At 48.5% G+C, this 24,587-nt stretch carries 21 protein-coding genes; 16 read left to right on the top strand and 5 right to left on the bottom strand.

From position 1 onward, the window contains the following. Positions 1–158 precede the first annotated feature (158 nt). Both K0H59_RS15405 and gltB read right to left on the bottom strand, forming a co-directional pair. The gene (locus K0H59_RS15405) at positions 159–1,565 is read right to left on the bottom strand and encodes an FAD-dependent oxidoreductase (RefSeq protein WP_220053625.1); all 1,407 of its coding nucleotides are present in this window, start codon (positions 1,563–1,565) and stop codon (positions 159–161) included. Positions 1,566–1,571: 6 nt separating this feature from the next. Further along, positions 1,572–6,020, bottom strand: coding sequence for a glutamate synthase large subunit (gltB, locus tag K0H59_RS15400; RefSeq protein ID WP_220053624.1), 4,449 nt, complete (start codon positions 6,018–6,020; stop codon positions 1,572–1,574). 587 nt (positions 6,021–6,607) lie between these two features. Here gltB and K0H59_RS15395 point away from each other — a divergent pair. From K0H59_RS15395 to oxyR, 3 genes are all read left to right on the top strand, one after another. Beyond that, on the top strand, positions 6,608–7,537 hold the full coding sequence (locus tag K0H59_RS15395) for a TIGR01212 family radical SAM protein (protein WP_088210491.1): 930 nt from the start codon (positions 6,608–6,610) through the stop codon (positions 7,535–7,537). A gap of 185 nt (positions 7,538–7,722) precedes the next feature. After that, positions 7,723–8,088 carry an Hpt domain-containing protein gene (locus K0H59_RS15390; protein ID WP_220053623.1) on the top strand — a complete coding sequence of 122 codons (366 nt, stop codon included), beginning with the start codon at positions 7,723–7,725 and terminating at the stop codon, positions 8,086–8,088. 218 nt (positions 8,089–8,306) lie between these two features. Continuing rightward, positions 8,307–9,218, top strand: a complete 912-nt coding sequence (oxyR, locus tag K0H59_RS15385) for a hydrogen peroxide-inducible genes transcriptional activator OxyR (protein WP_086903133.1) — start codon at positions 8,307–8,309, stop codon at positions 9,216–9,218. A gap of 27 nt (positions 9,219–9,245) precedes the next feature. On the opposite strand, the gene K0H59_RS15380 is transcribed toward oxyR, so the two are convergent. After that, a complete protein-coding gene (locus K0H59_RS15380) occupies positions 9,246–10,313 on the bottom strand; it encodes an adenylate/guanylate cyclase domain-containing protein (protein WP_041412723.1) in 1,068 nt (355 codons plus the stop codon). 123 nt (positions 10,314–10,436) lie between these two features. Next, positions 10,437–11,108 carry a DNA mismatch repair endonuclease MutH gene (gene mutH, locus K0H59_RS15375; protein ID WP_220053622.1) on the bottom strand — a complete coding sequence of 224 codons (672 nt, stop codon included), beginning with the start codon at positions 11,106–11,108 and terminating at the stop codon, positions 10,437–10,439. 691 nt (positions 11,109–11,799) lie between these two features. Between mutH and rppH the strand changes: the two genes are divergently transcribed. The 10 genes from rppH (at position 11,800) to K0H59_RS15325 (ending at position 20,519) form a co-directional block, all read left to right on the top strand. After that, positions 11,800–12,324 (top strand): RNA pyrophosphohydrolase, encoded by a 525-nt coding sequence (rppH, locus tag K0H59_RS15370; protein ID WP_011717888.1) that lies wholly within the window; start codon positions 11,800–11,802, stop codon positions 12,322–12,324. Positions 12,325–12,347: 23 nt separating this feature from the next. Next, positions 12,348–14,582, top strand: coding sequence for a phosphoenolpyruvate--protein phosphotransferase (ptsP, locus tag K0H59_RS15365; RefSeq protein ID WP_220053621.1), 2,235 nt, complete (start codon positions 12,348–12,350; stop codon positions 14,580–14,582). A 58-nt stretch (positions 14,583–14,640) separates the two neighbouring features. After that, positions 14,641–15,441 carry a sulfite exporter TauE/SafE family protein gene (locus tag K0H59_RS15360; protein ID WP_086903298.1) on the top strand — a complete coding sequence of 267 codons (801 nt, stop codon included), beginning with the start codon at positions 14,641–14,643 and terminating at the stop codon, positions 15,439–15,441. Between the two features lie 45 nt (positions 15,442–15,486). Next, a complete protein-coding gene (gene lgt / locus K0H59_RS15355; protein ID WP_011717885.1) occupies positions 15,487–16,293 on the top strand; it encodes a prolipoprotein diacylglyceryl transferase in 807 nt (268 codons plus the stop codon). Beyond that, a complete protein-coding gene (thyA, locus tag K0H59_RS15350) occupies positions 16,293–17,087 on the top strand; it encodes a thymidylate synthase (protein ID WP_086903299.1) in 795 nt (264 codons plus the stop codon). Before lgt ends, thyA begins: the two co-directional genes overlap by 1 nt. 117 nt (positions 17,088–17,204) lie before the next feature. Continuing rightward, entirely contained in the window at positions 17,205–18,374 is a 1,170-nt protein-coding gene (gene nhaA / locus K0H59_RS15345; RefSeq protein ID WP_088210495.1) for a Na+/H+ antiporter NhaA, read from the top strand. A 2-nt stretch (positions 18,375–18,376) separates the two neighbouring features. Further along, a complete protein-coding gene (locus tag K0H59_RS15340; protein WP_220053620.1) occupies positions 18,377–18,763 on the top strand; it encodes a hypothetical protein in 387 nt (128 codons plus the stop codon). 95 nt (positions 18,764–18,858) lie between these two features. Further along, the gene (gene nhaR / locus K0H59_RS15335) at positions 18,859–19,767 is read left to right on the top strand and encodes a transcriptional activator NhaR (RefSeq protein WP_220053619.1); all 909 of its coding nucleotides are present in this window, start codon (positions 18,859–18,861) and stop codon (positions 19,765–19,767) included. 82 nt (positions 19,768–19,849) lie between these two features. Next, complete coding sequence (locus K0H59_RS15330; protein ID WP_084294861.1) at positions 19,850–20,098, top strand: succinate dehydrogenase assembly factor 2; 249 nt, start codon at positions 19,850–19,852, stop codon at positions 20,096–20,098. Next, positions 20,079–20,519 (top strand): protein YgfX, encoded by a 441-nt coding sequence (locus K0H59_RS15325; protein ID WP_220053618.1) that lies wholly within the window; start codon positions 20,079–20,081, stop codon positions 20,517–20,519. Before K0H59_RS15330 ends, K0H59_RS15325 begins: the two co-directional genes overlap by 20 nt. 90 nt (positions 20,520–20,609) lie before the next feature. Here the strand turns inward: K0H59_RS15325 and nadB are convergent, their stop codons facing one another. Further along, entirely contained in the window at positions 20,610–22,223 is a 1,614-nt protein-coding gene (gene nadB, locus K0H59_RS15320) for an L-aspartate oxidase (RefSeq protein ID WP_220053617.1), read from the bottom strand. Positions 22,224–22,412: 189 nt separating this feature from the next. Here nadB and rpoE point away from each other — a divergent pair, with 189 nt between their 5' ends. Genes rpoE through K0H59_RS15305 form a run of 3 tightly spaced genes read left to right on the top strand, consistent with a single transcriptional unit; the run spans position 22,413 to position 24,586 of the window. Next, on the top strand, positions 22,413–22,991 hold the full coding sequence (gene rpoE / locus K0H59_RS15315; protein WP_011623604.1) for an RNA polymerase sigma factor RpoE: 579 nt from the start codon (positions 22,413–22,415) through the stop codon (positions 22,989–22,991). 26 nt (positions 22,992–23,017) lie between these two features. After that, positions 23,018–23,641 (top strand): sigma-E factor negative regulatory protein, encoded by a 624-nt coding sequence (locus K0H59_RS15310; protein ID WP_220053616.1) that lies wholly within the window; start codon positions 23,018–23,020, stop codon positions 23,639–23,641. A 12-nt stretch (positions 23,642–23,653) separates the two neighbouring features. Further along, positions 23,654–24,586: a MucB/RseB C-terminal domain-containing protein gene (locus tag K0H59_RS15305; protein ID WP_220053615.1), complete on the top strand. Its 933-nt coding sequence runs from the start codon at positions 23,654–23,656 to the stop codon at positions 24,584–24,586. Position 24,587 lies beyond the last annotated feature (1 nt).

The following is a 24,587-nucleotide window of genomic DNA, read 5'->3' as shown; positions in this document are numbered from 1 at the left end:
GCGTTATTGTGGGATTGCGATTGCTTGATTGGGATAGGATAAAACGCGCGGAAGATAAAAAAATGCGCACCCTAAGGTGCGCCAAAATTCACAAGCAAATGGTGGACTCGTGGGTACGAGTCCGAGACTCACAGGTACAGCGGTACAACAAAAAACAATTAATCTAAGTAGTTAAGAATGCCTTGCGCGGCATCACGTCCTTCGGCAATTGCGGTCACAACCAGATCCGAGCCACGCACCATATCGCCGCCAGCAAATACCTTTGGATTGGTGGTTTGGAATGGGTTATCGGCTTGTTTACTGGCTTTTACTCGGCCCCATTGGTCGAGTTCAATGCCGTAATCGGCAAACCAAGGCGCAGGGCTAGGTTGGAAACCGAAGGCGATAATCACCGCATCGGCGTCGAGTAACTGCTCACTGCCTTCAATCGCTTCGGCACGTTGACGGCCGCTGGCATCAGCTTTACCCATTTGGGTTTCAACGCATTCCACGCCCACCACTTTGCCATCCTGGGTTTTAATCGCCACGGGTTGACGGTTAAACAGGAAGTTCACGCCCTCTTCACGGGCGTTTTGCACTTCGCGGCGCGAACCCGGCATGTTGGCTTCGTCACGGCGATAGGCACAAATCACACTGCTGGCCCCTTGGCGAACTGCGGTGCGAACACAGTCCATGGCGGTATCACCGCCACCTAAGACCACCACGCGCTTACCGGCAAGGTTTAGGTAAGGAGTATCAGGGCTTGTGCTACCCATCAGGTGATGGGTATTGCCAATCAAGTAGGGCAGAGCTTGGTACACGCCTTGGGCATCTTCGCCCTCAAGGCCCGCTTTCATGGCGGTGTAGGTGCCCATGCCAAGGAAGACGGCATCGTATTCCTCAAGCAGTTGGTTAAAGGCGATGTCTTTACCGACAGTTACGCCCAGCTTGAACTCGATTCCCATGCCTTCTAACACAGTGCGGCGAGTCGCCATCACGGCTTTATCCAGTTTAAAAGAAGGAATACCGTAGGTCAGCAGGCCACCAATCTGGGGATATTTATCAAACACCACAGCCTTAACCCCATTACGGGCAAGAATATCGGCACAGCCTAAACCAGCAGGGCCAGCGCCCACAATCGCCACTTTTTCTTTACGGGGCGTGACCTTACTCATATCCGGACGCCAGCCTTGGGCGATGGCGGTATCGGTAATGTATTTCTCCACATTACCGATAGTCACGGCGCCAAAGTCGGCGTTTAGGGTGCAAGCGCCTTCACAGAGTCTGTCCTGTGGGCAGACGCGGCCGCAGATCTCGGGCAGAGTATTGGTCTCATGGACTAAATCCGCCGCCTCCATAATTCGGCCCTGCTGCGCCAGTTTCAGCCAGTTGGGAATATAGTTGTGCAGCGGACATTTCCATTCACAATAAGGGTTGCCACAATCGAGACAACGGTCCGCCTGTTCAGTCACCTGAGCTTGAGCAAAGGGCTGATAAATCTCAATAAACTGAGTCGAACGCTTTGCTGCAGGGTGTTTAGTTGGGTCTTTGCGACCCACTTCAATAAATTGAAAATCGTTACTCATCTGCTATTACCCCGCTTTAACTGCTAGTTCCGGGCTCGATTGCTCTAATTTGAGCAGATCTGCAACGGCGATATTTTTCGGTTTCACTAAAACAAAGCAATCTAACCAGTTGGCAAAGTCGCTTAAGATCATCTTCGCGTGCTCACTGCCAGTCTCGGCCACGTGTTCTTCAATCAAGCCTTTCAAATGCTGTTGATGAATCGGTGACTCGAGTTTTTGGGTGTCGACAAGCTCGTTATTCACGCGGCGATTAAAGCGGCCAAATTGGTCGAAGATATAGGCAAAGCCGCCCGTCATCCCCGCGCCGAAGTTCACCCCGGTTTTACCGAGTACGACTACGATACCGCTGGTCATGTATTCGCAGCCGTTATCGCCTAAGCCTTCAACTACGGCAATGGCGCCCGAGTTACGTACCGCAAAGCGTTCACCCGCTTGGCCCGCAGCGAAGAAGCGTCCGCCAGTTGCGCCATACAGACAAGTGTTACCGACAATCGCGCTGCGCTCGCTCTGGAACGGACTCCCTAGCGGTGGATAAATCACAATCTTGCCGCCCGACATGCCTTTACCGACGTAGTCGTTGGCATCACCGCAGAGCTTGAGTTCAAGACCTGGGCTGTTCCATACCCCAAAGCTTTGGCCTGCACTGCCATTAAAGCTGAGTTTAATCGGGGCCTTAGTGCCTTTTACGCCAAGGGTGCTGGCGATATAGCCCGATAGGCGTGCGCCCACTGAGCGGTCGGTATTGTTGATGCTGTAAGCGGCATCGAAACTCTCGCCCTTATCGACCGCACCTTGGCACTCGTTGAGCAGATGTTGGTTGAGTAAACCTAAATCCGCTGGTGGATTGGTTTCCTGCCAGGTGCGCGAAGTGCTGGCTCTGACCTTAGGCTGATACAGAATTGGCGCTAAATCGAGTCCACGTTGCTTATCGGTCTGGCCTTCTAAGGTATGTAGCCACTCACTGCGGCCCACTAAGTCTTCGAACTTGCTGACCCCTAGGGTTGCCATCCACTCGCGCACTTCCTCGGCGACAAACTCAAAGTAAGTCATCACTCGCTCTGGTAAGCCGTGGTAGTGGTTATCGCGCAGTTTCTTGTCCTGAGTTGCGACACCGGTAGCACAGTTGTTCAGGTGGCAAATACGCAGGTACTTACAACCTAAGGCAATCATAGGCACAGTCCCGAAGCCAAAGCTTTCGGCGCCGAGTAAGGCCGCCTTGATGACGTCGGTTCCGGTTTTTAGGCCGCCATCGACCTGCAAGCGGATCTTATGGCGCAGACCATTTTCCACCAGAGATTGATGTACTTCGGCAAGGCCGAGCTCCCATGGGCTGCCAGCGTATTTCACCGAGGTGATAGGGCTTGCGCCCGTGCCACCATCGTAGCCAGAAATAGTGATCATATCGGCGTAGGCTTTTGCTACACCGGTGGCGATAGTGCCGACACCTGGCTCAGACACTAACTTCACGGAGATCAGTGCCTTGGTATTGATTTGTTTTAAATCGAAAATCAGCTGGGCTAAGTCTTCGATAGAGTAAATATCATGGTGTGGCGGTGGTGAAATTAAGGTTACACCTGGGCGCGCGTGACGCAGCCCTGCAATTTCCACACTCACCTTATGGCCGGGGAGTTGTCCGCCTTCACCGGGTTTTGCGCCCTGGGCAACTTTAATCTGCAGCACATCGGCATTGACTAGGTAATGGGCGGTTACCCCAAAACGTGCCGACGCAATTTGCTTAATCGCCGAGTTACGTTCGGTGTTAAAGCGACGCGCATCCTCACCACCTTCGCCCGAGTTAGAGCGACCGCCTAAACGGTTCATGGCGATGGCTAATGCCTCATGGGCCTCGGGGCTTAGGGCGCCGATACTCATGGCCGCACTGTCAAAGCGTGGGAATAAATGGCTGGCAGCCTCGACCTTATCCAGTTCAATCGCGGCTTGGTCAGCCTTAATGCCAATCAAATCCCTTAGGGTGGCGACTGGGCGGTTATCGACTAATTCGGCAAACTTCTTGTAGGTCGCAAAATTCTTGTCGATTAATGACGCCTGCAGCGTGTTGACCACATCAGGGTTGAAGCAGTGGTACTCACCGCCATCCACGTATTTGAGTAAACCGCCTTGTGGTAGTGGCACATGGGCGCGGTAAGCGGCCTTATGCAGTAGCGCTTGATCTTGAGCGATATCCTCAAAGCTGGCGCCTTCGATACGGCTCACCACGCCTTTAAAGCAGAGTTCGATTACATCACTGGCAATACCAATGGCCTCAAACTGTTGGCTACAACGGTAGGAGCCGACGGTGCTGATCCCCATCTTGGACATGATCTTACGCAGGCCCTTTTCGATGCCGTAACGGAAGTTCAGCATCAGTGCCGTGGTGTCGGTCAACTGATGGCGTTTCGCCAGATCTGAGATTGACTCATACACTAGATACGGATAAATCGCCGTGGCACCAAAGCCGAGTAGCACCGCAAAGTGGTGCGGATCCCGTGCCGAGGCGGTCTCAACAATGATGTTGGTATCGCAGCGCAGGCTCTTACTCACCAGCATTTGTTGTACAGCGCCAACCGCCATGGCTGCCGGAATGACCTGCGCCGATTTATCAATCGCGCGGTCGGATAAAATCAGCAGCGTGGTGCCACTGCGGGCTAAACGCTCGGCATCCGAGGTGATGCGGCGAATCGCGTGTTCTAAGCCTTCCTTCGGATCGTAGTTTAAGTCGACGATATTGGCGCGATAGTAAGTACTATCTAATCCGAGTAATTGATTGAAATCACTGAATAATAATATCGGTGAGTTGAACATCACTCGATAGGCATGACCAGTGGTTTCGTTGAAGAGGTTTTGCTCGCGGCCGATACAGGTCGCCAGAGACATCACGTGCTTTTCACGCAGCGGATCGATAGGCGGGTTAGTGACTTGAGCGAATTTCTGTCGGAAATAGTCATAGAGCGAGCGTGACTTTTTCGACAATACGGCCATTGGCGTATCGTCGCCCATGGAACCTGTCGCTTCTTCGCCTTGTTTTGCCAGCACCCAAATCACTTGTTCAAGTTCTTCGCGGGTGTAACCAAATTGCTTTTGGTATTGCAGCAGTTGCTCTGGAGTTAATTCGCTGGCGCCATGTTGCTCTGTTGCCAACTGCTCGGCTGGGACCAGAGTACGGCTGTTTTTGGCCATCCACTCTTTATAGGGGTGGCGACGCTTAAGATCGTTATCAATTTCGAATGACTGGTACAGACGGCCATTGAGAGTATCTAACACTAACAGCTCACCTGGGCCGACGCGGCCTTTTTCAATCACTTCATCGGCGGCGTAGTCCCAAATGCCCACTTCGGAGGCGAGGGTTAAGATACGATCTTTAGTGATCACATAACGTGATGGACGCAGACCATTACGATCCACCGCGCAAGCGGCGTGGCGACCGTTGGTCATTACGATACCCGCTGGGCCATCCCAAGGTTCCATATGCATGGAGTTAAAGTCATAGAAGGCTTTTAGCTCATCATCCATCTCTGGGTTACTCTGCCATGCTGGCGGAATAAGCAAACGCATGGCGCGGTATAAGTCCATACCGCCTGAGAGCAGCATCTCGAGCATGTTATCGAGCGATGATGAATCGGAGCCCGTTTCATTCACAAAGGGCGCCGCCTGTTGCAAGTCGGGCAGCAGTGGTGAATTAAACTTGTAGGCACGGGCACGGGCCCATTGGCGGTTACCAGTAATAGTGTTGATCTCGCCGTTATGGGCAAGATATCTAAAGGGCTGAGCGAGTGGCCATTTAGGTGAAGTATTGGTTGAAAAGCGTTGATGAAATAAACAAATAGAGCTCTTCAAACGTATATCGGCAAGGTCTGGATAGAATGCGGGCAAGTCGGCAGGCATCATTAAGCCTTTGTAGACTATGACTTGGCCTGAAAGACTCGCGACATAAAAGTCGTTATCGTCAGTAATTTGTTGCTCTAAACGGCGGCGAGCCATGTAGAGGCGACGCTCAAGATCTTTCTCACGCCAGCCAATCGGGGCGTTGATCAGTACTTGATAGATTTGTGGCAGGCTCGATTTACCAATCTCACCCAATACCTCTGGATTGACGGGGACTTTACGCCAGCCAGCAATGCTTAAGGTTTCACGCTCGAGTTCGCGTTCGAGAATAAACTTGGCTTGGTCGGCCAGTTCTTCATCTTGGCTTAAAAACAACATGCCCACGGCGAATTTGCGGCTCAGGTGCCAGTCATTTTCCGCGGCAATGGCTTCAAAGAATTGCAATGGTAGCTGCATTAATAAACCACAGCCGTCCCCAGTTCGACCGTCAGAGGCGATACCGCCACGGTGTTTCATGCGATCGAGGCCATGGATGGCGGTGCGCACGATACGATGGCTGGCTTCGCCATCCATTTGTGCAATCAAGCCAAAACCACAATTGTCCCGCTCAAAACTGGGATGATATAAGCTCATACAAAAACCTCCCTTGACCTCAACGAAATTACTACTCGGGGAGAAATGTAAAGACTTTCTATAGATATGCACCCGAACCACCCAAATTATCCTGAGATTAACCAAAGGTCAAACCAAAAATTTGCATAAAATATGGGTATTCATTCATGTTTCATACACAAAATACAATTACTTGACGTTAACGTTAACTGATTAAAGTGCTGTATAACATTATGAATAAAAAGAATTTTAAAAAATGAAAAACGATGGGGTTACTAAAATGTAACATTGAAATCGATTGTTTTTGATTTAGAAATAGTGATTTTTATTGCAAATACAGTGATTGTATAAAAATTTATAATAAATGAATTGTTATTCTATTTGCTTGTGAGTGAAATCACGGAGTGTAAAGACACTGTGAGCAATGACTCAGGTTTTAAGCTTTGCCGCTGTGAATCTAACCGGAGTTTGATTTACAACCAAGAAAACGATGCTCGCTTTGTTTACCATGAGTTTTTTCATCTAAACACACGTCTTTATTTCTTCTTTTTTGTGATTTTATCTTGGTTATTTTTAATGAAACGACATGAAATTTGGCAGACGAGCTAATGGGACTCGATGCATACGTAAACACATTCGGTGCCGTGTGTAAGGCGAAATACGGCGAGCGCTTACGCAAGTTGACTATCGATGCCAAATTCACTTGTCCTAACCGCGATGGCACCTTAGGGCGGGGTGGTTGCACCTTTTGTAATGTAGCCTCCTTTAGTTATCAGCAGGCGGAAACGCTCAGCATTAGTGAGCAGCTAGAACAAGGGAAAGCCCGTTATAAAGAGGCGAAACCTAAGCTGAATGCGGATAAGTTTATCGCGTATTTTCAGGCCTATACGAGCACCTATGATGAGTATCAAGTGTTGATGGCCAAATACGATGAAGCGGTCAAAGACAGTGAGATTGTGGGCCTGTGTGTTGGTACGCGTCCCGACTGTGTACCAGACAAGGTTCTCGATTTATTAGCCAGTTATCAGCAAAAGGGTGTCGATGTCTGGCTGGAGCTTGGATTGCAAACCGCCAACGATAGAACCTTGCATAAGATTAACCGTGGGCACGATTTTGCCTGTTATTGCGATACGGTTGCACGGGCCAGAAGCCGAGGCCTAAAAGTCTGTACTCACCTTATCTTAGGCTTACCCGGTGAAACTCACCTCGATTATATGGCGACACTGCAGGCGGTGCTGGCGCAGGGCGTCGATGGCTTAAAGCTACATCCATTACATGTCGTCGAGGGCAGTACGATGGCGAAGGCTTGGCGCGCAGGACGCTTGCCATTACTCAGTCTCGAAGAGTATGCGGCTTGTGTCGGCGAGCTGGTTCGGCATACACCTAAAGAAGTGATTTTTCATCGGGTGACCGCCTATGCGAAAAAACCAATACTGCTCGCGCCCGATTGGTGCGGTTATCGTTGGAATGGTTTAGTGGCAATTGTTGAGGATCTTGCGCGTAAGGGTGGACAAGGCGCTGCATTAGCGCGACCATAATGACCATATCGCTTGAAGGGATTCAGTTGGAATCGATTTATCGCTGAGAGTGTTTGAAATAGTTGATTTTTTGTTAAATAAAACATCATTTGACCACAAATGCTGCTATAAGTTGCACTGACAATTTTAGTGGGTATCATGTCATAAACGTGTTTTAAGCATTGGACTACTTAAGGGAGGCCTAGATGGCCACAGTTGAATTAGAAACAATCCTAGATCTCAATACGTTAGAACAGTATTGCAGTGCGATTGGTGCCGGAACTCTGCTAAAGAGTGTGGTCTTGTTTGAGCAATTAATGCCTGAGTATGTAGGGAATCTAGTCAAGGCTAACGAAGCTGCCGATAAGGACACTTTATGCGCCGAAGCTCATAAGTTTAAAGGTGCAGCTGGCTCAGTGGGTTTAAAACGTATTCAGCAGATTGCCCAGTTACTCCAACATGGCGAAGAAGCACGTTGGGACGCTGAACATGGAACCTGGGTCGCGCAAATTGTTGAATTTGCAAGTGCCGATCTCCAGCAATTAAAGCAATTCCTACAGGCGAAAGCTTAGTCTGTACTATGGAGGTGCAGCTGCAGGTTGCACCTCAATAACCTCAGTTCCAGTCTTTATCCCTTCCGTTTGTTCTCCGTAAGCGCTCTCTTAGGTTTTCCTTTGATTGAAAATCGATTTTGCTCACAGTATTGAGCAATTCAGCCGCGTTTTAGTTGATAACTTATGCTAGAGTTGATTAAATTTATTAATTCATAACCTTAGTGGCAATCGATTAAATGAAAAATTTACCTAGCCTTAAGAATTTATTCTATTTGGTGAACCTTCACCAAGAGCAGAATTTTAACCGCGCCGCTAAGGTGTGTTTTGTCAGTCAATCAACGCTGTCGAGCGGGATCCAGAATCTTGAAGAACAGCTTGGTCATCAATTGATTGAACGTGATCATAAATCCTTTATGTTCACCGCTATCGGTGAAGAAGTGGTGCAGCGTTCCCGCAAAATCCTGACAGATGTGGATGATTTAGTCGAACTGGTGAAAAACCAGGGCGAACCTATGACTGGGGATATCCGCTTAGGTTGTATTCCAACGATTGCGCCATTTTTATTAAGCCGCGTGGTTAAGCAATGCCAGCAAGCTTATCCGGCGATGAGTTTGTTACTCAAAGAGGATACTACTGAGCGTTTGCTCGATGCCTTAGGTAAAGGGGAGTTGGACTTACTTATCCTCGCCTTGCCCGTGGATACCAGTGGTTACCACAGCATGAAAGTCGGGATAGACCCCTTTAAGATGGTGATCCATAAAGACTTAGTGGGTGGCATTCATCAGCCTATCGATTATCAGACCTTGCCCGATGAGAGTATCTTCCTACTGCAGAGCGAGCACTGCATAACAGGGCATGCAATTACTGCTTGTCAGTTAGGTGATAGCGCTAAGGTGAATCCCTTTGCCGCGACCAGTCTGCATACTTTAGTGCAAATGGTGGATAGCAAGCTGGGCACCACCTTCTTACCGCAAATGGCGATCGATGCTGGCATCTTAAATGATACCGATCTGGTGGTGATGACTCCGCCTGGTGAAGCGCCTTACCGTGATATCGGCTTAGTTTGGCGACAAACAACCAGCCGGATTTTGACCTTCCGTACCTTAGGTTTACTTATTCAAAAGCTGTTAACCAAAGAAATGGAATAATCGTTGTAAGTTAAAATAGTTAGGATATTAGAGAGGGGAAACACCAAACACTTCAATCGAGTGCTGTTTCCCCTTTAGTTTGACTGGACCCAAATTGGTTAAGCGGTATTCGCTATTGGGATTGTCGAGTCGGCCCGCGAGCGCACCAGAAATCAACATGCGTTGCCCCAGTGGATTACACTGATCTTGAAGTCTGGCTAAGGTATTTAGCACATCACTAAAGAAGCTAATTTCTTGTTTTTGCACACCAACCACTGCAGCAACCACTTGTCCACAGTGCGCCGCCGCTTTAAATTTAGGCACAAAGCCATAGTGCTCTTCAAAGTAACGTCGCTGCCAATTTAACTGCTGGCTAAATTCAAAATAGATATTCATGCAGCGGTCGTGCACGACGCCTTCTTCTAACGGCCAGTGGATCAATACGGCATCGCCCATATAACGGTAAATTTCGGCTTCGTTATTGGTCACAGTATCCGACAGCAGGCTAAAGCTGTCTTGAATGAGACGGCTAAAACGGTAATCCCCAAGGGATTCGGCGTGGGTTGTCGAGGCAACCATATCTAAATAAAGGAATAAACGCTGCTCGTATCGTGGTTTATGGTATTTACCTAAACCAATGTTGAGCAGAATACGCGGCCCAACCAAGAGTGCCATTTGTTCGACAAAGGCTAAGCTGACCCGTACGACCACTAAATAGACGATGAGCGCTTGGAAGGACGGACTATAGAGAATATGCGCCGTGAGCATTTGTCTTAGGGTCGACATATGATTTTCAATGGCCCACATATTCAAGAACTGGGTCATATAGGCTAAGGTGGTCGCCCCGAGTAGCAGGAACAAACCTTTAAAAATCACTGAGAAAACATAGGGAAGACGATTGATGGCGCTGAAGTCGGCGATCAGGTTCGACATCCAATGTAGGCTGCCAAAAATGATGCCCATGTAGACGGCAAGCGTCGCGAGATCGGCCGAACCGACAGCCCATTGTGGTAACTCCGGCGACTGTGCATATCGGAAAAACACGAATGCAGCCATGGCTATCGCCCAAGCTAATATCGCAAAAAGAAGTTTTTTCGCTTGTCTACGTGCTCTCACAACGGGTTTTGTATCCGAATACGACCATATATTTCAGGATGCCGTAGTTTATAGAAAATCATCACTAGAGTGCCAGTGATATTTGTGATCTGGATCAATCCAACGCTATATAGCTACGAAAATTTAACCAAATACCTTATTTAATAGCATGGCGGTAAAAGCGGTCTTTAAATAGAAGCCCCGTGGATTGGTCATTTTTAGGCTACCGTCCTCGGCAATGCTCTGTGTCAGCGCCTTACTGTTGGCGGCTTTAGGGCGCAGTTGCAACACTTCGCCATGCCTTGCGGTGAGTTTTTCCACTTTACCTAAGGCGATAAGTTCCATTATCTCCTCCCAATCCTGTTTCAGTAATCTTTGTTCTTGGAGATCGGGCTCCCACAATATGGGAGTGCCGACTCTACGATCACCCACAGGAATATGCCGCTCACCCTCAACGGGTACCCAGAGTACACGCTGCAACTTGTGACACACTAAGCTGTCTTGCCAGGTTAGGCCTTCGATATTGGTTAGCGGCGCCACACACACATAGGTGGTTTCCAGTGGTTTGCCTTTGCTATCGATGGGAATGGTTTTTAGCTCAACACCGAGGTGGAGAAAATCCTGCTCGGGTTTTGAGCCGGCCGTCGCACCTAACTCCATTTCAATGAGTTGTCCGACCCAGCCCTTATCTCGCTTCAGATCCTTAGGGACCGCAATCCCGCGGTGAGCAGCAATTTGCGCCAAAGAGATGCCGGCCATCATATTGGCACGTTCGAGCAGTTCGCTCAGATTTTGAGGGGGAATTATCGGTTTCATAAGGCGAATTTTACTGGAAAATAGGTGCTTAGCAACAGAGGTTAAAAATTAAGCACTCGAAAAAGGATAAGATTGTACTCACAGATAAATCTGTAAGTGCATGATTTTAATGTTAGTTGTCGGTTTGCATTCTAATGCCTGTGAAAGTGTTCAAAGTTACTCTCGGTTTTCCCTTGCGTTTCTCACATATTTATCCACAGATATTATGGATAACTCACAATGCAGTGGGCTTTAACCGATTAAAAATCGTGAGTCAATGGCAAAAAGGGGCATTTTTCCACGGGAGTGTGGGTAATTTTGGGTGAGCTCTGTGTATAACATTTAGGTATTACTTTGATTAAATCACTTAATTTGCATTAGGTTAAAAAGTGAGCTTTTTAGTTTTTGAGTCACATGTTTTTATACTGCTGATGTGTAACTTTATAATTTTCATGTTTTTATTTTATTTGAACAAGCAGGCTGCCGTGAATGATATTTGCTGTTTTTTGAACGATATACCTAGTTTACCCGAGTTTCAAACAGAGATATCCACAGAAAATGTGGATATCCCCAAGGTTGAACCCCTTGGATTGTTGATAAAGTAGTAAGTTGAAGGTATTTATCCAAAAAATAGCTGTAAATAGAGGTTTGCTGAGAGACTGGCTTTGTGAAACAATCGGTTTATTAAAAGTTATCCTTATTTGGAGTCCATGTGATTGATAGCGACGGCTTTCGCGCAAATGTGGGCATAATAATTTGTAATAGATACGGCCAAGTGATGTGGGCCAGACGATTCGGACAACATTCATGGCAATTTCCTCAGGGCGGTGTCGATGATGGTGAATCGGCCGAAGAGGCGATGTACCGTGAATTGTATGAGGAAGTAGGCTTAAGACCCGAGCATGTCACTATATTAACCTCGACCCGTTCTTGGTTAAGATACCGCTTGCCCAAGCGTTTAGTGAGACAGGACAGCAAGCCTGTGTGCATTGGCCAAAAACAAAAGTGGTTTCTGTTACAACTCAAAAGCCAAGATAGTGCGATTAATTTAAGTTCCTCAGGCCACCCTGAGTTTGACGATTGGCGTTGGGTAAGTTATTGGTATCCTGTGCGGCAGGTTGTCTCATTTAAGCGTGATGTTTATCGTAAGGTTATGAAAGAGTTTGCGGTAACGGCATTGTCATTCCAAACCCAGGAAATTCCGAGGAAGCGGGTAAGACAAAGAACAACGGGCTGATTTTCAAAAGAGGATTGAAAACAGTGTTAAATACGCTCAGGGATATTACGCAAGCTGTGGCGTCCGCCCACAGCTTAGAAACCGCATTAGAAGTCCTAGTTTCATCGACCAAAGCGGCGATGGAAACCCAATGTTGCTCGGTCTACATCCTAGATCAGCAAGAACTCGTATTATCAGCCACCGATGGTCTCGAAAAGAGTGCCGTTGGGCGCGTGCGCATGCCGTTAACCCAAGGCTTGGTTGGCTTGGCCGCAGAACGCGAAGAAGCGGTAAACCTTGCAGATGCGCGTTTGCATCCACGCTTTAAACTCTTCCCCGAAGTCGCTGAAGAAGAATACCGTGCCTTTTTAGCCGTCCCCATTATTTATCAAAAAGCCGTCGTCGGCGTAATTGTGGTGCAGCAGGCCAGCGCGCGGCAATTTAGCGAAGGGGAAGAAGCCTTCTTAATGACCTTGGCTGCGCAGCTCGCGATGGCGATCCGGGGATTAAAGCAAAAGGCGCAGGTCAGTTCGCTGCATCAACAGATTTTATTTCAAGGAACCTCTGCATCCAGCGGTATCGCCATTGCCCACGCCTTGGTGCTCGGTGGTGAAATATCCCTCGAACAGCCCGATGTGCGCTGTGAGGATATTGCCCTCGAATCCAGCCGATTAGTGGCGGCAATGGGGCGTTGTAAAGAGGCTATTGGTGCCTTATCTCAACGTTTCGACCGTGAGCAGGATGAAGAAGTCGCCTCAATATTCAACGCCTTGCAGCTGCTGCTCGATGATGCCAGTCTAGGTGGTGAATATGCCCGTGAAGTGCAGCTGGGCTGGGAAGCCGAATCGGCGGTTAGCCGGGTTTCGCTGCGTTATATTCAACAGTTTTTGGCGATGGAAGATCCTTACCTCAAAGAACGGGCGAGCGATATTCGTGATCTGGGGCAAAAGGTATTAAGGCAGTTAATCGAACCCGAGCGTTTAGAGCTTGAACCCGATAAGCCGGTGATTCTAGTGACCCGGGAAGCCGATGCCACTATGTTAGCCGAATTCCCTCGGCAAAAATTGGCCGGGATTGTCACTGAATTGGGGGGCGTTAACTCCCATGCGGCCATTTTAGCGCGCGCACTGGGCGTGCCTGCGATTACTGGCGTCGAGCAGTTGTTGTCGGCCGATATTGATCAGAAGCTGTTAGTGGTCAATGCCAGCCGCGGGCAATTAATGGTGTCGCCATCGCCAGCGATTGTTAGCGAATACCGCAGTTTGATTTCGGCGCAAAAGGCGTTGCAACGCCAATACGCGCAGGAGTTAGCCCTGCCGTCGGTCATGCTCGATGGAACACGGATCCGTTTGTACCTTAACGCTGGGTTACTCAGTGGTGTCGCCTCTGAAATCGCCGAAGGCGCCGATGGTATTGGGCTATATCGCACCGAAATTCCCTTTATGTTGCAACAGCGTTTTCCGAGTGAGTCCGAGCAGGTAAAAGTCTATCAACAGGTGTTATCGGCGGCATCGGGTCGTCCTGTGGTGATGCGTACCTTAGATGTGGGGGGCGATAAGCCGCTGCCTTATTTCCCGATTAAAGAAGATAACCCCTTCTTAGGCTGGCGCGGTATCCGCTTATCATTGGATCACCCTGAGCTATTCCTCGTGCAGTTAAGGGCGATGTTGCAAGCGGGCGGAGAGGGCAAGCAGCTCAGTATTTTACTGCCTATGGTCAGTAACTTAGATGAAATAGATCAATCCTTGGCCTATCTAGAGCAGGCCTATGTTGAACTCAAGAACGATGTGAACAGCCAGATTGAAATGCCGCGCATTGGCGTTATGCTCGAAGTCCCTGCACTGTTATATCAGTTAGATGAAGTGGCAAAACGCGTCGATTTTGTGTCGGTCGGCAGTAACGATTTGACCCAATATTTACTCGCTGTGGACCGTAACAACCCAAGGGTGAGCTCACTGTTTGATAGTTATCATCCAGGTATTCTCCGGGCGCTGCATCAGGCAAGGCTTGATTGTGATTATCATCAACTCGATATCAGTATCTGTGGCGAGCTGGCGGGGGAACCCATGGGGGCGATTCTGTTGGTGGCGATGGGATACCAGCATTTGAGTATGAACCAAGGCAGTTTAGCGCGGATTAATTACCTGCTGCGCCGAGTCTCCCGCGCCGATTTGACGCAACTCTTGTCGCAGGCCTTAAGCCTATCAAACGGTTTTCAAGTGCGTGAGTTGGTTAAAGAATATTTAACACAGCAGGGATTAGCCACAATTCTTAATTAACTAATCGCGCCTTTTGCTTTAAGCTAAGGCTTCACTTAATCACGCTGTAGGTACCCGTGTGGATAGTTTGCTGTCGGTGTTCTTTATTTGCTTGGCTTTAGGCGCGTTTGTCGGTTTTATGGCGGGGTTATTGGGCATCGGTGGTGGCTTAATTGTCGTGCCCGCACTGCTTTATATCTTGCCTTCGGTTGGCATCACTTCGGCTCAGTTACCCCATATTGCGATTGCCACATCCCTTGCGGCGATTATTTTAACCTCGATTTCTTCTGCCAGAGCCCACCATAAACGCGGTAATGTACCCTGGGGATTGTTTCGAACCATGTTCCCGGGGATTATTCTCGGCGCCTTAATGTCCGGCTTTATTGCCGAGCAAATCCCTGCTGCGACGCTTAGACAAGGGTTTGCGGTGTTTGTGATGTTAATGGCGATTCAAATGGCTTATCCCTTTAAAACCGAATCGAATCGAGAACTGCCAAACTCGATGATTCTGTTTGTAGTGGCCGTGATTGTTGCCGCGATTGCAGGATTGATGGGGATCGGCGGCGGCGTCTTGTTAGTGCCGTTTTTAACCTATTTTGGTTTACAGATGCGCCTAGCTGTAGGATTTTCCGCCGCGACCGGATTATTAATCTCCTTGTCGGGCAGCTTAGGGTATATAATCGCGGGCTTTAACGCGCCGGATCTCCCAGAGGGAACCTTAGGGTATATCTATTTACCTGCGCTGTTTGGCTTAATAATAACCTCAATTTTAATGGCTCCTGTAGGCGTTAAGGCGGCAAGCACTTGGCCTACCTCAGTCCTTAAAAAAATATTTGCACTTTTACTCCTGTGTGTCGGTCTCAAATTAATTCTGAGCTGATTTTTAGTGTTTAGCCCTCGATTTGAGGCTGTTGATGGATAAGTTATGGCATTGAATTTTCCCAATATTGATCCCGTGATCGTGAAGTTTGGTCCCTTTGATATTTTTGGACAAACCTTTGAACCCGCCCTGCGTTGGTATGGATTTACTTACTTAGTTGGCTTTGTCGCCGCCATGTGGTTACTCAATCGCCAGGCCGACCGCTCCAATGGTTTATGGTCGAGGGAGCAGGTTTCCGATCTGCTGTTTTATGGCTTTTTAGGGGTGATTTTAGGTGGCCGTATCGGCTATGTGCTCTTCTATCATTTCGATTACTTCCTCGCTAGCCCTATGTATTTGTTTAAGATTTCAGAAGGCGGTATGTCTTTCCACGGCGGCTTGATGGGGGTAATTACCGCCATGATTTATATCGCTTGGAAGCAAAAGCGTACCTTCTTTGCGGTCGCAGACATGGTAGCACCCGTGGTACCTATTGGCTTAGGTGCGGGCCGGATCGGTAACTTTATCAATGGTGAGTTGTGGGGCCGTGTCACCGATGTCCCTTGGGCTATGGTGTTCCCAAGTGGTGGACCAGAACCTCGTCATCCATCACAGCTCTATCAATTCGCCCTTGAAGGGGTGGCCTTATTCCTGCTCCTCTATTGGTTCAGTAAACGAACGAAGAAAGTCGGCGCCGTGTCGGGCATGTTCTTACTCGGATACGGGATTTTCCGTGTGATTGTTGAAACCGTAAGACAACCCGATGCGCAGTTAGGTCTCTACTGGGGCTTTATGACGATGGGGCAGATCCTATCTGTGCCGATGATCCTCTTCGGTTTATATTTAATTCTTCGTCCAGAGGGTAAGCAGTAATGCAACAGTATTTAGACTTGATGAAGCACATCTTAGCCGAAGGTGTGGATAAATCAGACCGCACAGGTACCGGCACTCGCTCGGTGTTTGGTTATCAAATGCGTTTCGATTTGAGTAAGGGCTTTCCCTTAGTGACCACCAAGAAGTGCCATATGCGCTCGATTATTCATGAGCTATTGTGGTTCCTGAAGGGCGATACTAATATTGCTTATCTGCGTGAGAATAAAGTCAGTATTTGGGACGAATGGGCCGATGAAAACGGCGATTTAGGCCCTGTTTATGGCGCGCAGTGGCGCAGCTGGCCGACTCAAAGTGGCGATGCTATCGACCAAATCGCTCAGGTGATTGCACAAATCAAATCTCAACCCGATTCACGTCGTTTAATTGTGTCGGCGTGGAACGTGGGTGAACTGGATAAAATGGCGCTGGCACCTTGCCATGCCTTTTTCCAATTCTATGTTGCCGATGGCAAATTATCCTGTCAGCTGTACCAGCGTAGCTGTGATGTGTTCTTAGGCTTACCTTTCAATATCGCTAGTTATGCGCTGCTGACCATGATGGTGGCACAGCAATGTGATTTAGCTTTGGGTGACTTTGTGTGGACGGGCGGCGATACCCATTTGTACTCCAACCATATGGAACAAACGGCGTTGCAGTTAAGCCGTGAGCCAAGACCCTTACCCACCATGACTATCCTGCGTAAACCCGCTTCAATCTTTGATTATCAGTTCGAAGATTTCGAGCTAACTCACTACGATCCACACCCGCATATCAAAGCCCCTGTCGCCGTTTAATGGCGAATTAATCGACTAACACCTCGGAATTACCGAGGTGTTTTGTCGAAACTATCGATTATACTTGTTTTTTTTCTTCGTCTACACTCAGTTCATTATGATTTTTTGGAGTGCAAGATGGAAAAAGCAATTAGAAATTTTCTGAGCCAGGAATCGGCTGGCGGCATCCTGTTATTGGTTGCTGTTGTCTTAGCCATGCTCATGGCCAATTCTCCTCTAGCGGGACTCTATCAAGGTTTTCTCGGAACTGAAGTACAAGTGCGTGTCGGCGCGCTCGATCTGCATAAGCCGCTGTTGCTGTGGATTAACGATGGCCTGATGGCATTGTTTTTCTTACTGATTGGCTTAGAGGTGAAGCGTGAACTGTTAGAAGGCGCCTTATCCAGTGTGGCTCAGGCTTCACTGCCAACCTTTGCAGCGATTGGTGGTATGTTAGTGCCAGCAGGCATTTATCTGCTATTCAACTATGGCGATCCTGTGACCCAAGCGGGTTGGGCCATTCCTGCGGCTACCGATATTGCGTTTGCACTCGGCATCATGGCGTTGCTGGGTAGCCGCGTGCCTGTGGCATTGAAGGTCTTCCTACTGGCGCTCGCTATCATCGATGATTTAGGCGTGATTGTGATTATTGCGCTCTTCTACAGCAGCGATCTGTCAACCATTAGCTTAATTATTGCCAGCATTGCGATTGTCGGGTTAGTGGCCTTAAACCGTAAAGGCGTGACCGCATTAGCACCCTATGGCGTGTTGGGACTCGTCCTGTGGGTCGCGGTATTGAAGTCAGGCGTCCACGCCACCTTGGCTGGGGTGATTATTGCCTTCTGTATTCCACTGCGGGCAAAGGATGGCAGTTCACCCTCTGAACATTTAGAGCATAGTCTGCATCCTTGGAGCACCTTCCTTATCCTGCCAGTCTTTGCCTTTGCCAATGCGGGGGTGGCCTTGGGTAATATGAGTCTAGATACCCTAATTTCCCCAGTACCCGTCGGGATTGCATTGGGACTCATGCTAGGTAAACCGATTGGTGTGATGCTGTTTAGTTATGTGGCCGTCAAACTGAAGTTGGCGCAATTACCCGATGGGATTGGTTGGAAGCAGATTGCACCTGTGGCGGCAATGTGTGGTATTGGTTTTACGATGTCGATGTTTATTGCTTCGCTGGCATTTGAGCAAGCAGACCCTATGTACGGCGACTTAGCGCGCCTTGGCACCTTGATAGGCTCAATTCTAGCGGCCTTGATCGGGTATTTCTGGTTATCAAAAGTGTTACCTAAAAAAGGAGTATAACTATGATAAATATGAAATTAGTAGGAATGGCAGCACTGTTAACACTTTCTTCAAGCGCAATGGCTTCGCAGATTGATGCCTGTAACAAGGATGTCGCATCACAAACCTGTCAAAGCTACCTTGAGGGCATAGTCGATGGCGCGTTAATGTTTAAATCTGAGGCATTAGGCGCACGGCTTGAAACCAATGGCTATGAGTCTAGGGCGCTCAAGTACCGTGGCGGTAAACGTTTCCAAGAGGCGAATCGTACTTATTGCGCCAACCGTATTCCGGATAGAGACAGTTTGGTCTCTGGTGTAACGGAAGCGGTTAGCACGGGGACTGCTGCCGATTTAGATCAGCTGCAGGGAATAGTAGTTAACTTATTGGATTGTCAGCGTTTAAAATAGCGCAATCGACTCATCATTTGTTAAGCTGAGTCACTGCGATCCGACATGCCGCAGCCCTTGAGGCTGCGGTATCCATTAGAGGAAGCTCATTGGCGATGCTGCATCTTAATTATAACCATCTGTATTATTTCTGGATGATCAAGAAGAAGGGTTCAGTGGCCAAGGCGGCAGAAGCCCTTTGTCTGACGCCCCAAACTATCACAGGGCAAATTCGCGCCCTCGAAGATCGTCTTAATGGCAGTCTATTCAAACGTGTCGGACGCAATTTAGAGGCAACGGAACTCGGTGAGTTGGTATTTCGCTACGCCGATAAGATGTTTTCCCTCAGTTATGAGATGCTCGATTTACTCAACTATCAAAAAGATGATGCCATTTTATTTGAAGTGGGGATTGCCGATGCCTTGTCTAAAGCCCTCGCGAGTCGCGTATTACTTTCTGTGGTGCCGAATGACGGCTCCATGCACCTTGCTTGCTATGAAGCGACCCACGAAAGTCTAATGACTCGTTTACGCGAGCATAAACTGGATATGATCCTCTCGGACTGTGCGGGTGAGTCATTGAAATACCCTGAGATTTTATCGAAAAAACTGGGTGAGTGTGGCGTAAGTTTTTTCTCCGCCGAAACCTACAGTGCCGATTTTCCCGCTTGTTTAGAGCAAGGGCAACTGCTGATCCCCGGTCGTAGAACATCGCTTGGGCAACAATTATACCGTTGGTTTGATGAGCAAAATCTTAAGGTCAGTATCTTAGGTGAGTTTGATGATGCGGCGATGATGAAGGCCTTTGGCTACCTTAAGCGCGGGATCTTCGTCACGCCGTCGGTCTATCCGCAAGAAGTGATTTCCCACGGCATGCATTTGCTCGGCGAAACCTTAGATGTTAAGGAAGAATACCATGTGATGTTTGCCGAACGGATGATCCAACATCCAGCGGTGAAACGTTTATTAGAGACGGATTTCAGTGATTTATTTGCCGGATTAGACAGACAAGTTCAGCGGTGTTAAACCGAGTTTCAATACGGCTTGCATCGACACTCAACGGCGTGAACTGGTAAACTAAGGCGAAATTTGTTTTGGGAGAATTAACTTGGAGTTAATGAACATTGCACGGGTCCGCTGGGCATGTCGCCGCGGAATGCTCGAATTGGACGTCTTGTTCCAGCCTTTCGTCGAAAATGTTTATCAGGATTTGTCGGATGACGACAAGGCCCTGTTTATTCGTTTACTCGAGTGTGAAGACCCTGAATTATTTGCCTGGTTTATGGGTCATGAAGCCTGTCCCGATGCAGAGCTTGCCCGCATGGTAGTGCAAGTCCGTGGCAGAGCGGCGCCATAGTTTTAGCATAAAAGCCTCTAGCGACCAGCGACTCTCGTTGGTCGTTTTTGTTTGTGTCTGCAGTACCTCTTTACTTATCTGGCCTGAAACGGATGTTGTATTTTGGCTTGTGCTTAAGTTGGTGTTCGCCGTTTTAATCCTCGGATTCTTGGGATATCAGTTATGGCGACTGAGGTCTTGGCATTGCCGTTTTGAACTCAATGGAAAAGGGGAAGGTTGGCTCTCGACGGGGGAGGCGTTTCATGTGCTCCCGAGAACTTGGGTAACGCCCTTTGTCTGCTTAGTTTATTATCAGTCCGCCGATAAGTTGCATCTGTTGCCCCTGTGGGCTGATATGTTTAGCGATACGGATTACCGCCATTTATGCCGTCTATTACTTAAAGTTAAAACTCAGGCGACGAGCCAACGTGAATCCCTTTAATTCATATCTAACATGTTTCCTTCAGCCTAAATAAAACGGGCTAAATCTGAGTAGATTTAGCCCGTCAAAAGTGTCCGTTAAGCAACGCGGTTATTTTTCAGGTTGCAGAATCGTTGGTTGTGGAGAGTCAACTTTCTCTGGATGGTCGATATTATAGTGCAGACCACGGCTCTCTTTACGATCCATCGCGCAGCGGATAATCAGCTCCGCCACTTGCACTAAGTTACGCAGTTCCAGCAGGTTATTACTGACTCTGAAGTTGCTGTAATACTCTTGGATCTCCTGCTGCAACATCAGGCAGCGACGCAGCGCGCGCTCCAAGCGTTTATCTGAGCGGACGATCCCCACATAGTCCCACATAAAGAGGCGCAGTTCGTGCCAGTTGTGGGCAATCACCACTTCTTCATCTGAGTTGGAAACTTTACTCTCGTCCCACGCCGGAATTTGCCCCGGTAATGGAATTTTGTGCATTTGGCTCTCAATATCCTGCGACGCAGCGCGGGCAAATACCAAACATTCGAGTAGCGAGTTACTCGCCAAGCGGTTCGCACCATGTAAGCCGGTATAGGCGACTTCGCCGATGGCATAGAGGCCATTGAGATCGGTTTGACCGTGTAAGTCTGTCATCACGCCACCACAGGTATAGTGGGCGGCAGGCACCACAGGAATGGCATCCTTGGTGATATCGATACCCAGTTCCAAGCAGCGACTATAGATCGTTGGGAAGTGCTTGATGATAAAGTCGCTGTCTTTATGGCTGATGTCTAAGTAAACGCAATCGGCACCTAAACGCTTCATCTCATAGTCGATGGCACGGGCAACGATATCGCGGGGCGCGAGTTCGGCGCGGTCGTCAAAGTCTGGCATAAAGCGGCTGCCATCGGGGCGACGTAAATAAGCCCCTTCACCGCGCAGGGCTTCGGTCAGCAGGAAGTTACGCGCATCGGCATGGTAAAGGCAGGTCGGATGGAATTGATTAAATTCCATGTTGGCCACACGGCAACCTGCACGCCACGCCATGGCAATACCATCACCACTCGCCACATCGGGGTTTGAGGTGTATTGGTAGACCTTAGAGCTACCACCCGTGGCTAACGCGACAAATTTTGCCTTGATGGTTTCGACCTGCTCGGCATTACGGTTCCACACATAAGCGCCTAACACGCGATTGCCAGGGCGATTTAATTTACGGGTGGTGATGAGGTCGATGGCGTTGTAACGTTCTAAAACTTGAATATTGGGGTGGGCGAGGGCGCGTTCTTGCAGCGTGGTTTGCACTTCTTTGCCAGTCGCATCGGCGGCATGCAGAATGCGTCTATGGCTGTGGCCGCCTTCGCGGGTCAAATGATAAGGCGCGTCTTTGGCATTATCGCCAGCGGTTTCTTCTTTATCGAATGCCACACCACATTCAATTAACCATTGCATGGCGCTCTTGGCGTTTTCAGCGGTAAAAGTGACCACTTCCTTATCGCACAAGCCGGCACCGGCCACTAACGTATCGGCCACATGGGATTCGATGGTGTCACTTTCATCGAATACGGAGGCGATACCGCCTTGGGCGTAGTATGTTGACCCTTCCGAGAGTGGGCCTTTTGAGAGCAGAATTACGTTTGCTTTTTCAGCAAGATGCAAAGCTAGTGTCAGACCTGCGGCACCGCTACCTATGACTAATATGTCAGATTGGTGTTCAACTACTTGTTTCATCGGGTATCATGCTATGACTGAGAGTGCCATCTATGGTAAACCAACTCACCGATTATGGGTACTTTCCTTTTAACCTTACTTTTTTTGTATAATTCTTAGAACTTTTTCAAAGCACGCTAGTCTACATAAGTGAATATGATTCGAGCGACTGAGAAATCAGCATTTTAGATTTGGGAGAAGTCGGCTCGGATGAGTGGACAAATAAGTGATCAACAATTAGTTGAGCGCGTACAACGGGGAGATAAAAACGCTTTTAACCTGTTGGTGCTTAAATATCAGAGTAAAGTAGTGAGCTTGATTTCACGCTATGTGCGTAACCAAGCCGACGTTACCGATGTGGCACAGGAAGCGTTTATCAAAGCTTATCGAGCTTTGCCAAACTTTCGCGGAGAAAGTGCGTTTTATACCTGGTTGTACCGCATAGCCGTAAACACGGCTAAGAATTACCTCGTGTCACAGGGGCGCAGAGCGCCTGCAAATGATGTGGATGCCGAGGATGCCGAATACTACGAAGGCAGTGATGCGCTAAAGGAGTTTGCCTCCCCAGAGCGACTAATGTTATCGGACGAAATCAAAAAAGTGGTTTTCGAGACATTAGAAACCTTGCCGGAAGAATTACGTATGGCGATTTCGCTGCGTGAACTCGATGGGATGAGTTACGAGGATATTGCCATCATCATGGATTGCCCTGTGGGTACCGTAAGATCTCGTATCTTCCGCGCCCGTGAAGCAATCGATAAAAAACTCCAGCCATTACTGGAAGAGTAACACCCTTAAATTTAGACAGGTGAACAATGGATAAATTAGGTCAAGAATGGGTATCTGCCGCTGTCGATGGAGAGACAGATCTGCAGACTATGGCAGAACTTGCTGCCGATACGCATTCACATAATAAATGGCGTAACTATCATGTGATAGGTGATGCTATGCGGGGTGAATTGCCCCAAGCTATGGCGTTAGACCTTTCCGCCAGTATTGCAGCTGCAATCGAACTTGAGCCTGCCATTGTCTCGCCTCAAGTGAGCGCACCTGAATTTACTGCGGCTCCACAGCAAGTCGCCGTCAATGCTGGCCAAAGCCGCGTTGTGCCCTTATTCAAACAGTTTGGTCAGTATGCGATTGCCGCTACTGTGGCCATGTTCGCCATCGTCGGCGTTCAGAACTTTAACCAAACAGCTGATGATGCCGCGTCGCCATCGCCTGTGCTCATTACCCGTCCCTTGGTTGGTAGTGCATCGCCAGTGAGCTTACAGACAGGTCCTGTGCAGCAAAATCAGAGCTACACTAATGACCAAATGAATGAGCAACGTCGCCGAATTAACACTTATATTCAGGACCATATGTTGCAACAACGATTGAATACGGGTGCCGTTGTAGAAGACAATAGCGAGGTTATTCCCGTTCCTGTCAATCAGTAGTAAGGAGTTAGCTTGCGTCTAATCCTGTTGGCTTTGTTAGCCTTGGTATTCCCTGCAGTGGCGCAGGAAGATATGCCTGCCAAAGTCTGGCTTGAGAAAATGAGCCAGGCTTTAAAAGAGAAAGAGTTTAAAGCATCGATTATACAACTTCAGGCCGACCATATTCGGCCTTTGGTTTATCTTCACGGTAAGGTGAATAATCAAGAAGTTGCGTTTCTTGAGTACCTCAATGGCCCGCCAAAAAATGCGGTTAGAGTGGGAAACCGAGTCACCTTTATCGAACACGACCAACCCGCCTATAGCATCCTTTCTAATCATATTCAGGGCGTGTGGCCTGCGGCTTTCTCGTCAAAGATGAGTGACTTAGAAGTGGGGTATCAGTTTGTACTCGGTGGTCGTACGCGTATTGCGGGACGTCCCGGTCAAATGATCCGTTTATTACCAAATGATGAGTACCGTTACGGCTTCCAAATTTGGCTGGATATGGACACTTATCTGCCGCTGAGATACGACATGCTGACTCAAGATAAACAATTACTTGAACAGCTGATGGTGATTGAGCTGATTGAGTTAAATGAGCCGCCATCGATTCTGCAGGAAGCCTATAAGCAAGAATGGCCAGCGGTTATCGATCAGGCCGAACGCCAAGATGGACAAAATTGGCAATTTTCTTGGTTACCAGCTGGATTTAGCGTGGTAGTGCGTGATCACCACCGCTTAATTGGCAGTCATGAGGCGGTTGAATATATTGCGTTAACCGATGGCTTAGCTAATATTTCTATCTATGTTGCACGGGCTGGCTCGACGCCATTACCTGAAGAGTTAATCACTCGTAATGGTTTGTCTTTGGTGTCTGAAAAAGTGGGTAATGCCGAAGTGGTTGCCGTGGGTAAAGTGCCAACCGAAACCTTGGCCCGTATCGCGAAAAGTCTGATGTTAGAATAAG

This window comes from Shewanella sp. FJAT-51649 (genome assembly GCF_019457435.1).
Classification (GTDB): domain Bacteria; phylum Pseudomonadota; class Gammaproteobacteria; order Enterobacterales; family Shewanellaceae; genus Shewanella; species Shewanella mangrovisoli.
Note: the sequence above shows the minus strand (reverse complement) of the source record. Positions and strands in the feature narration are given on the sequence as shown.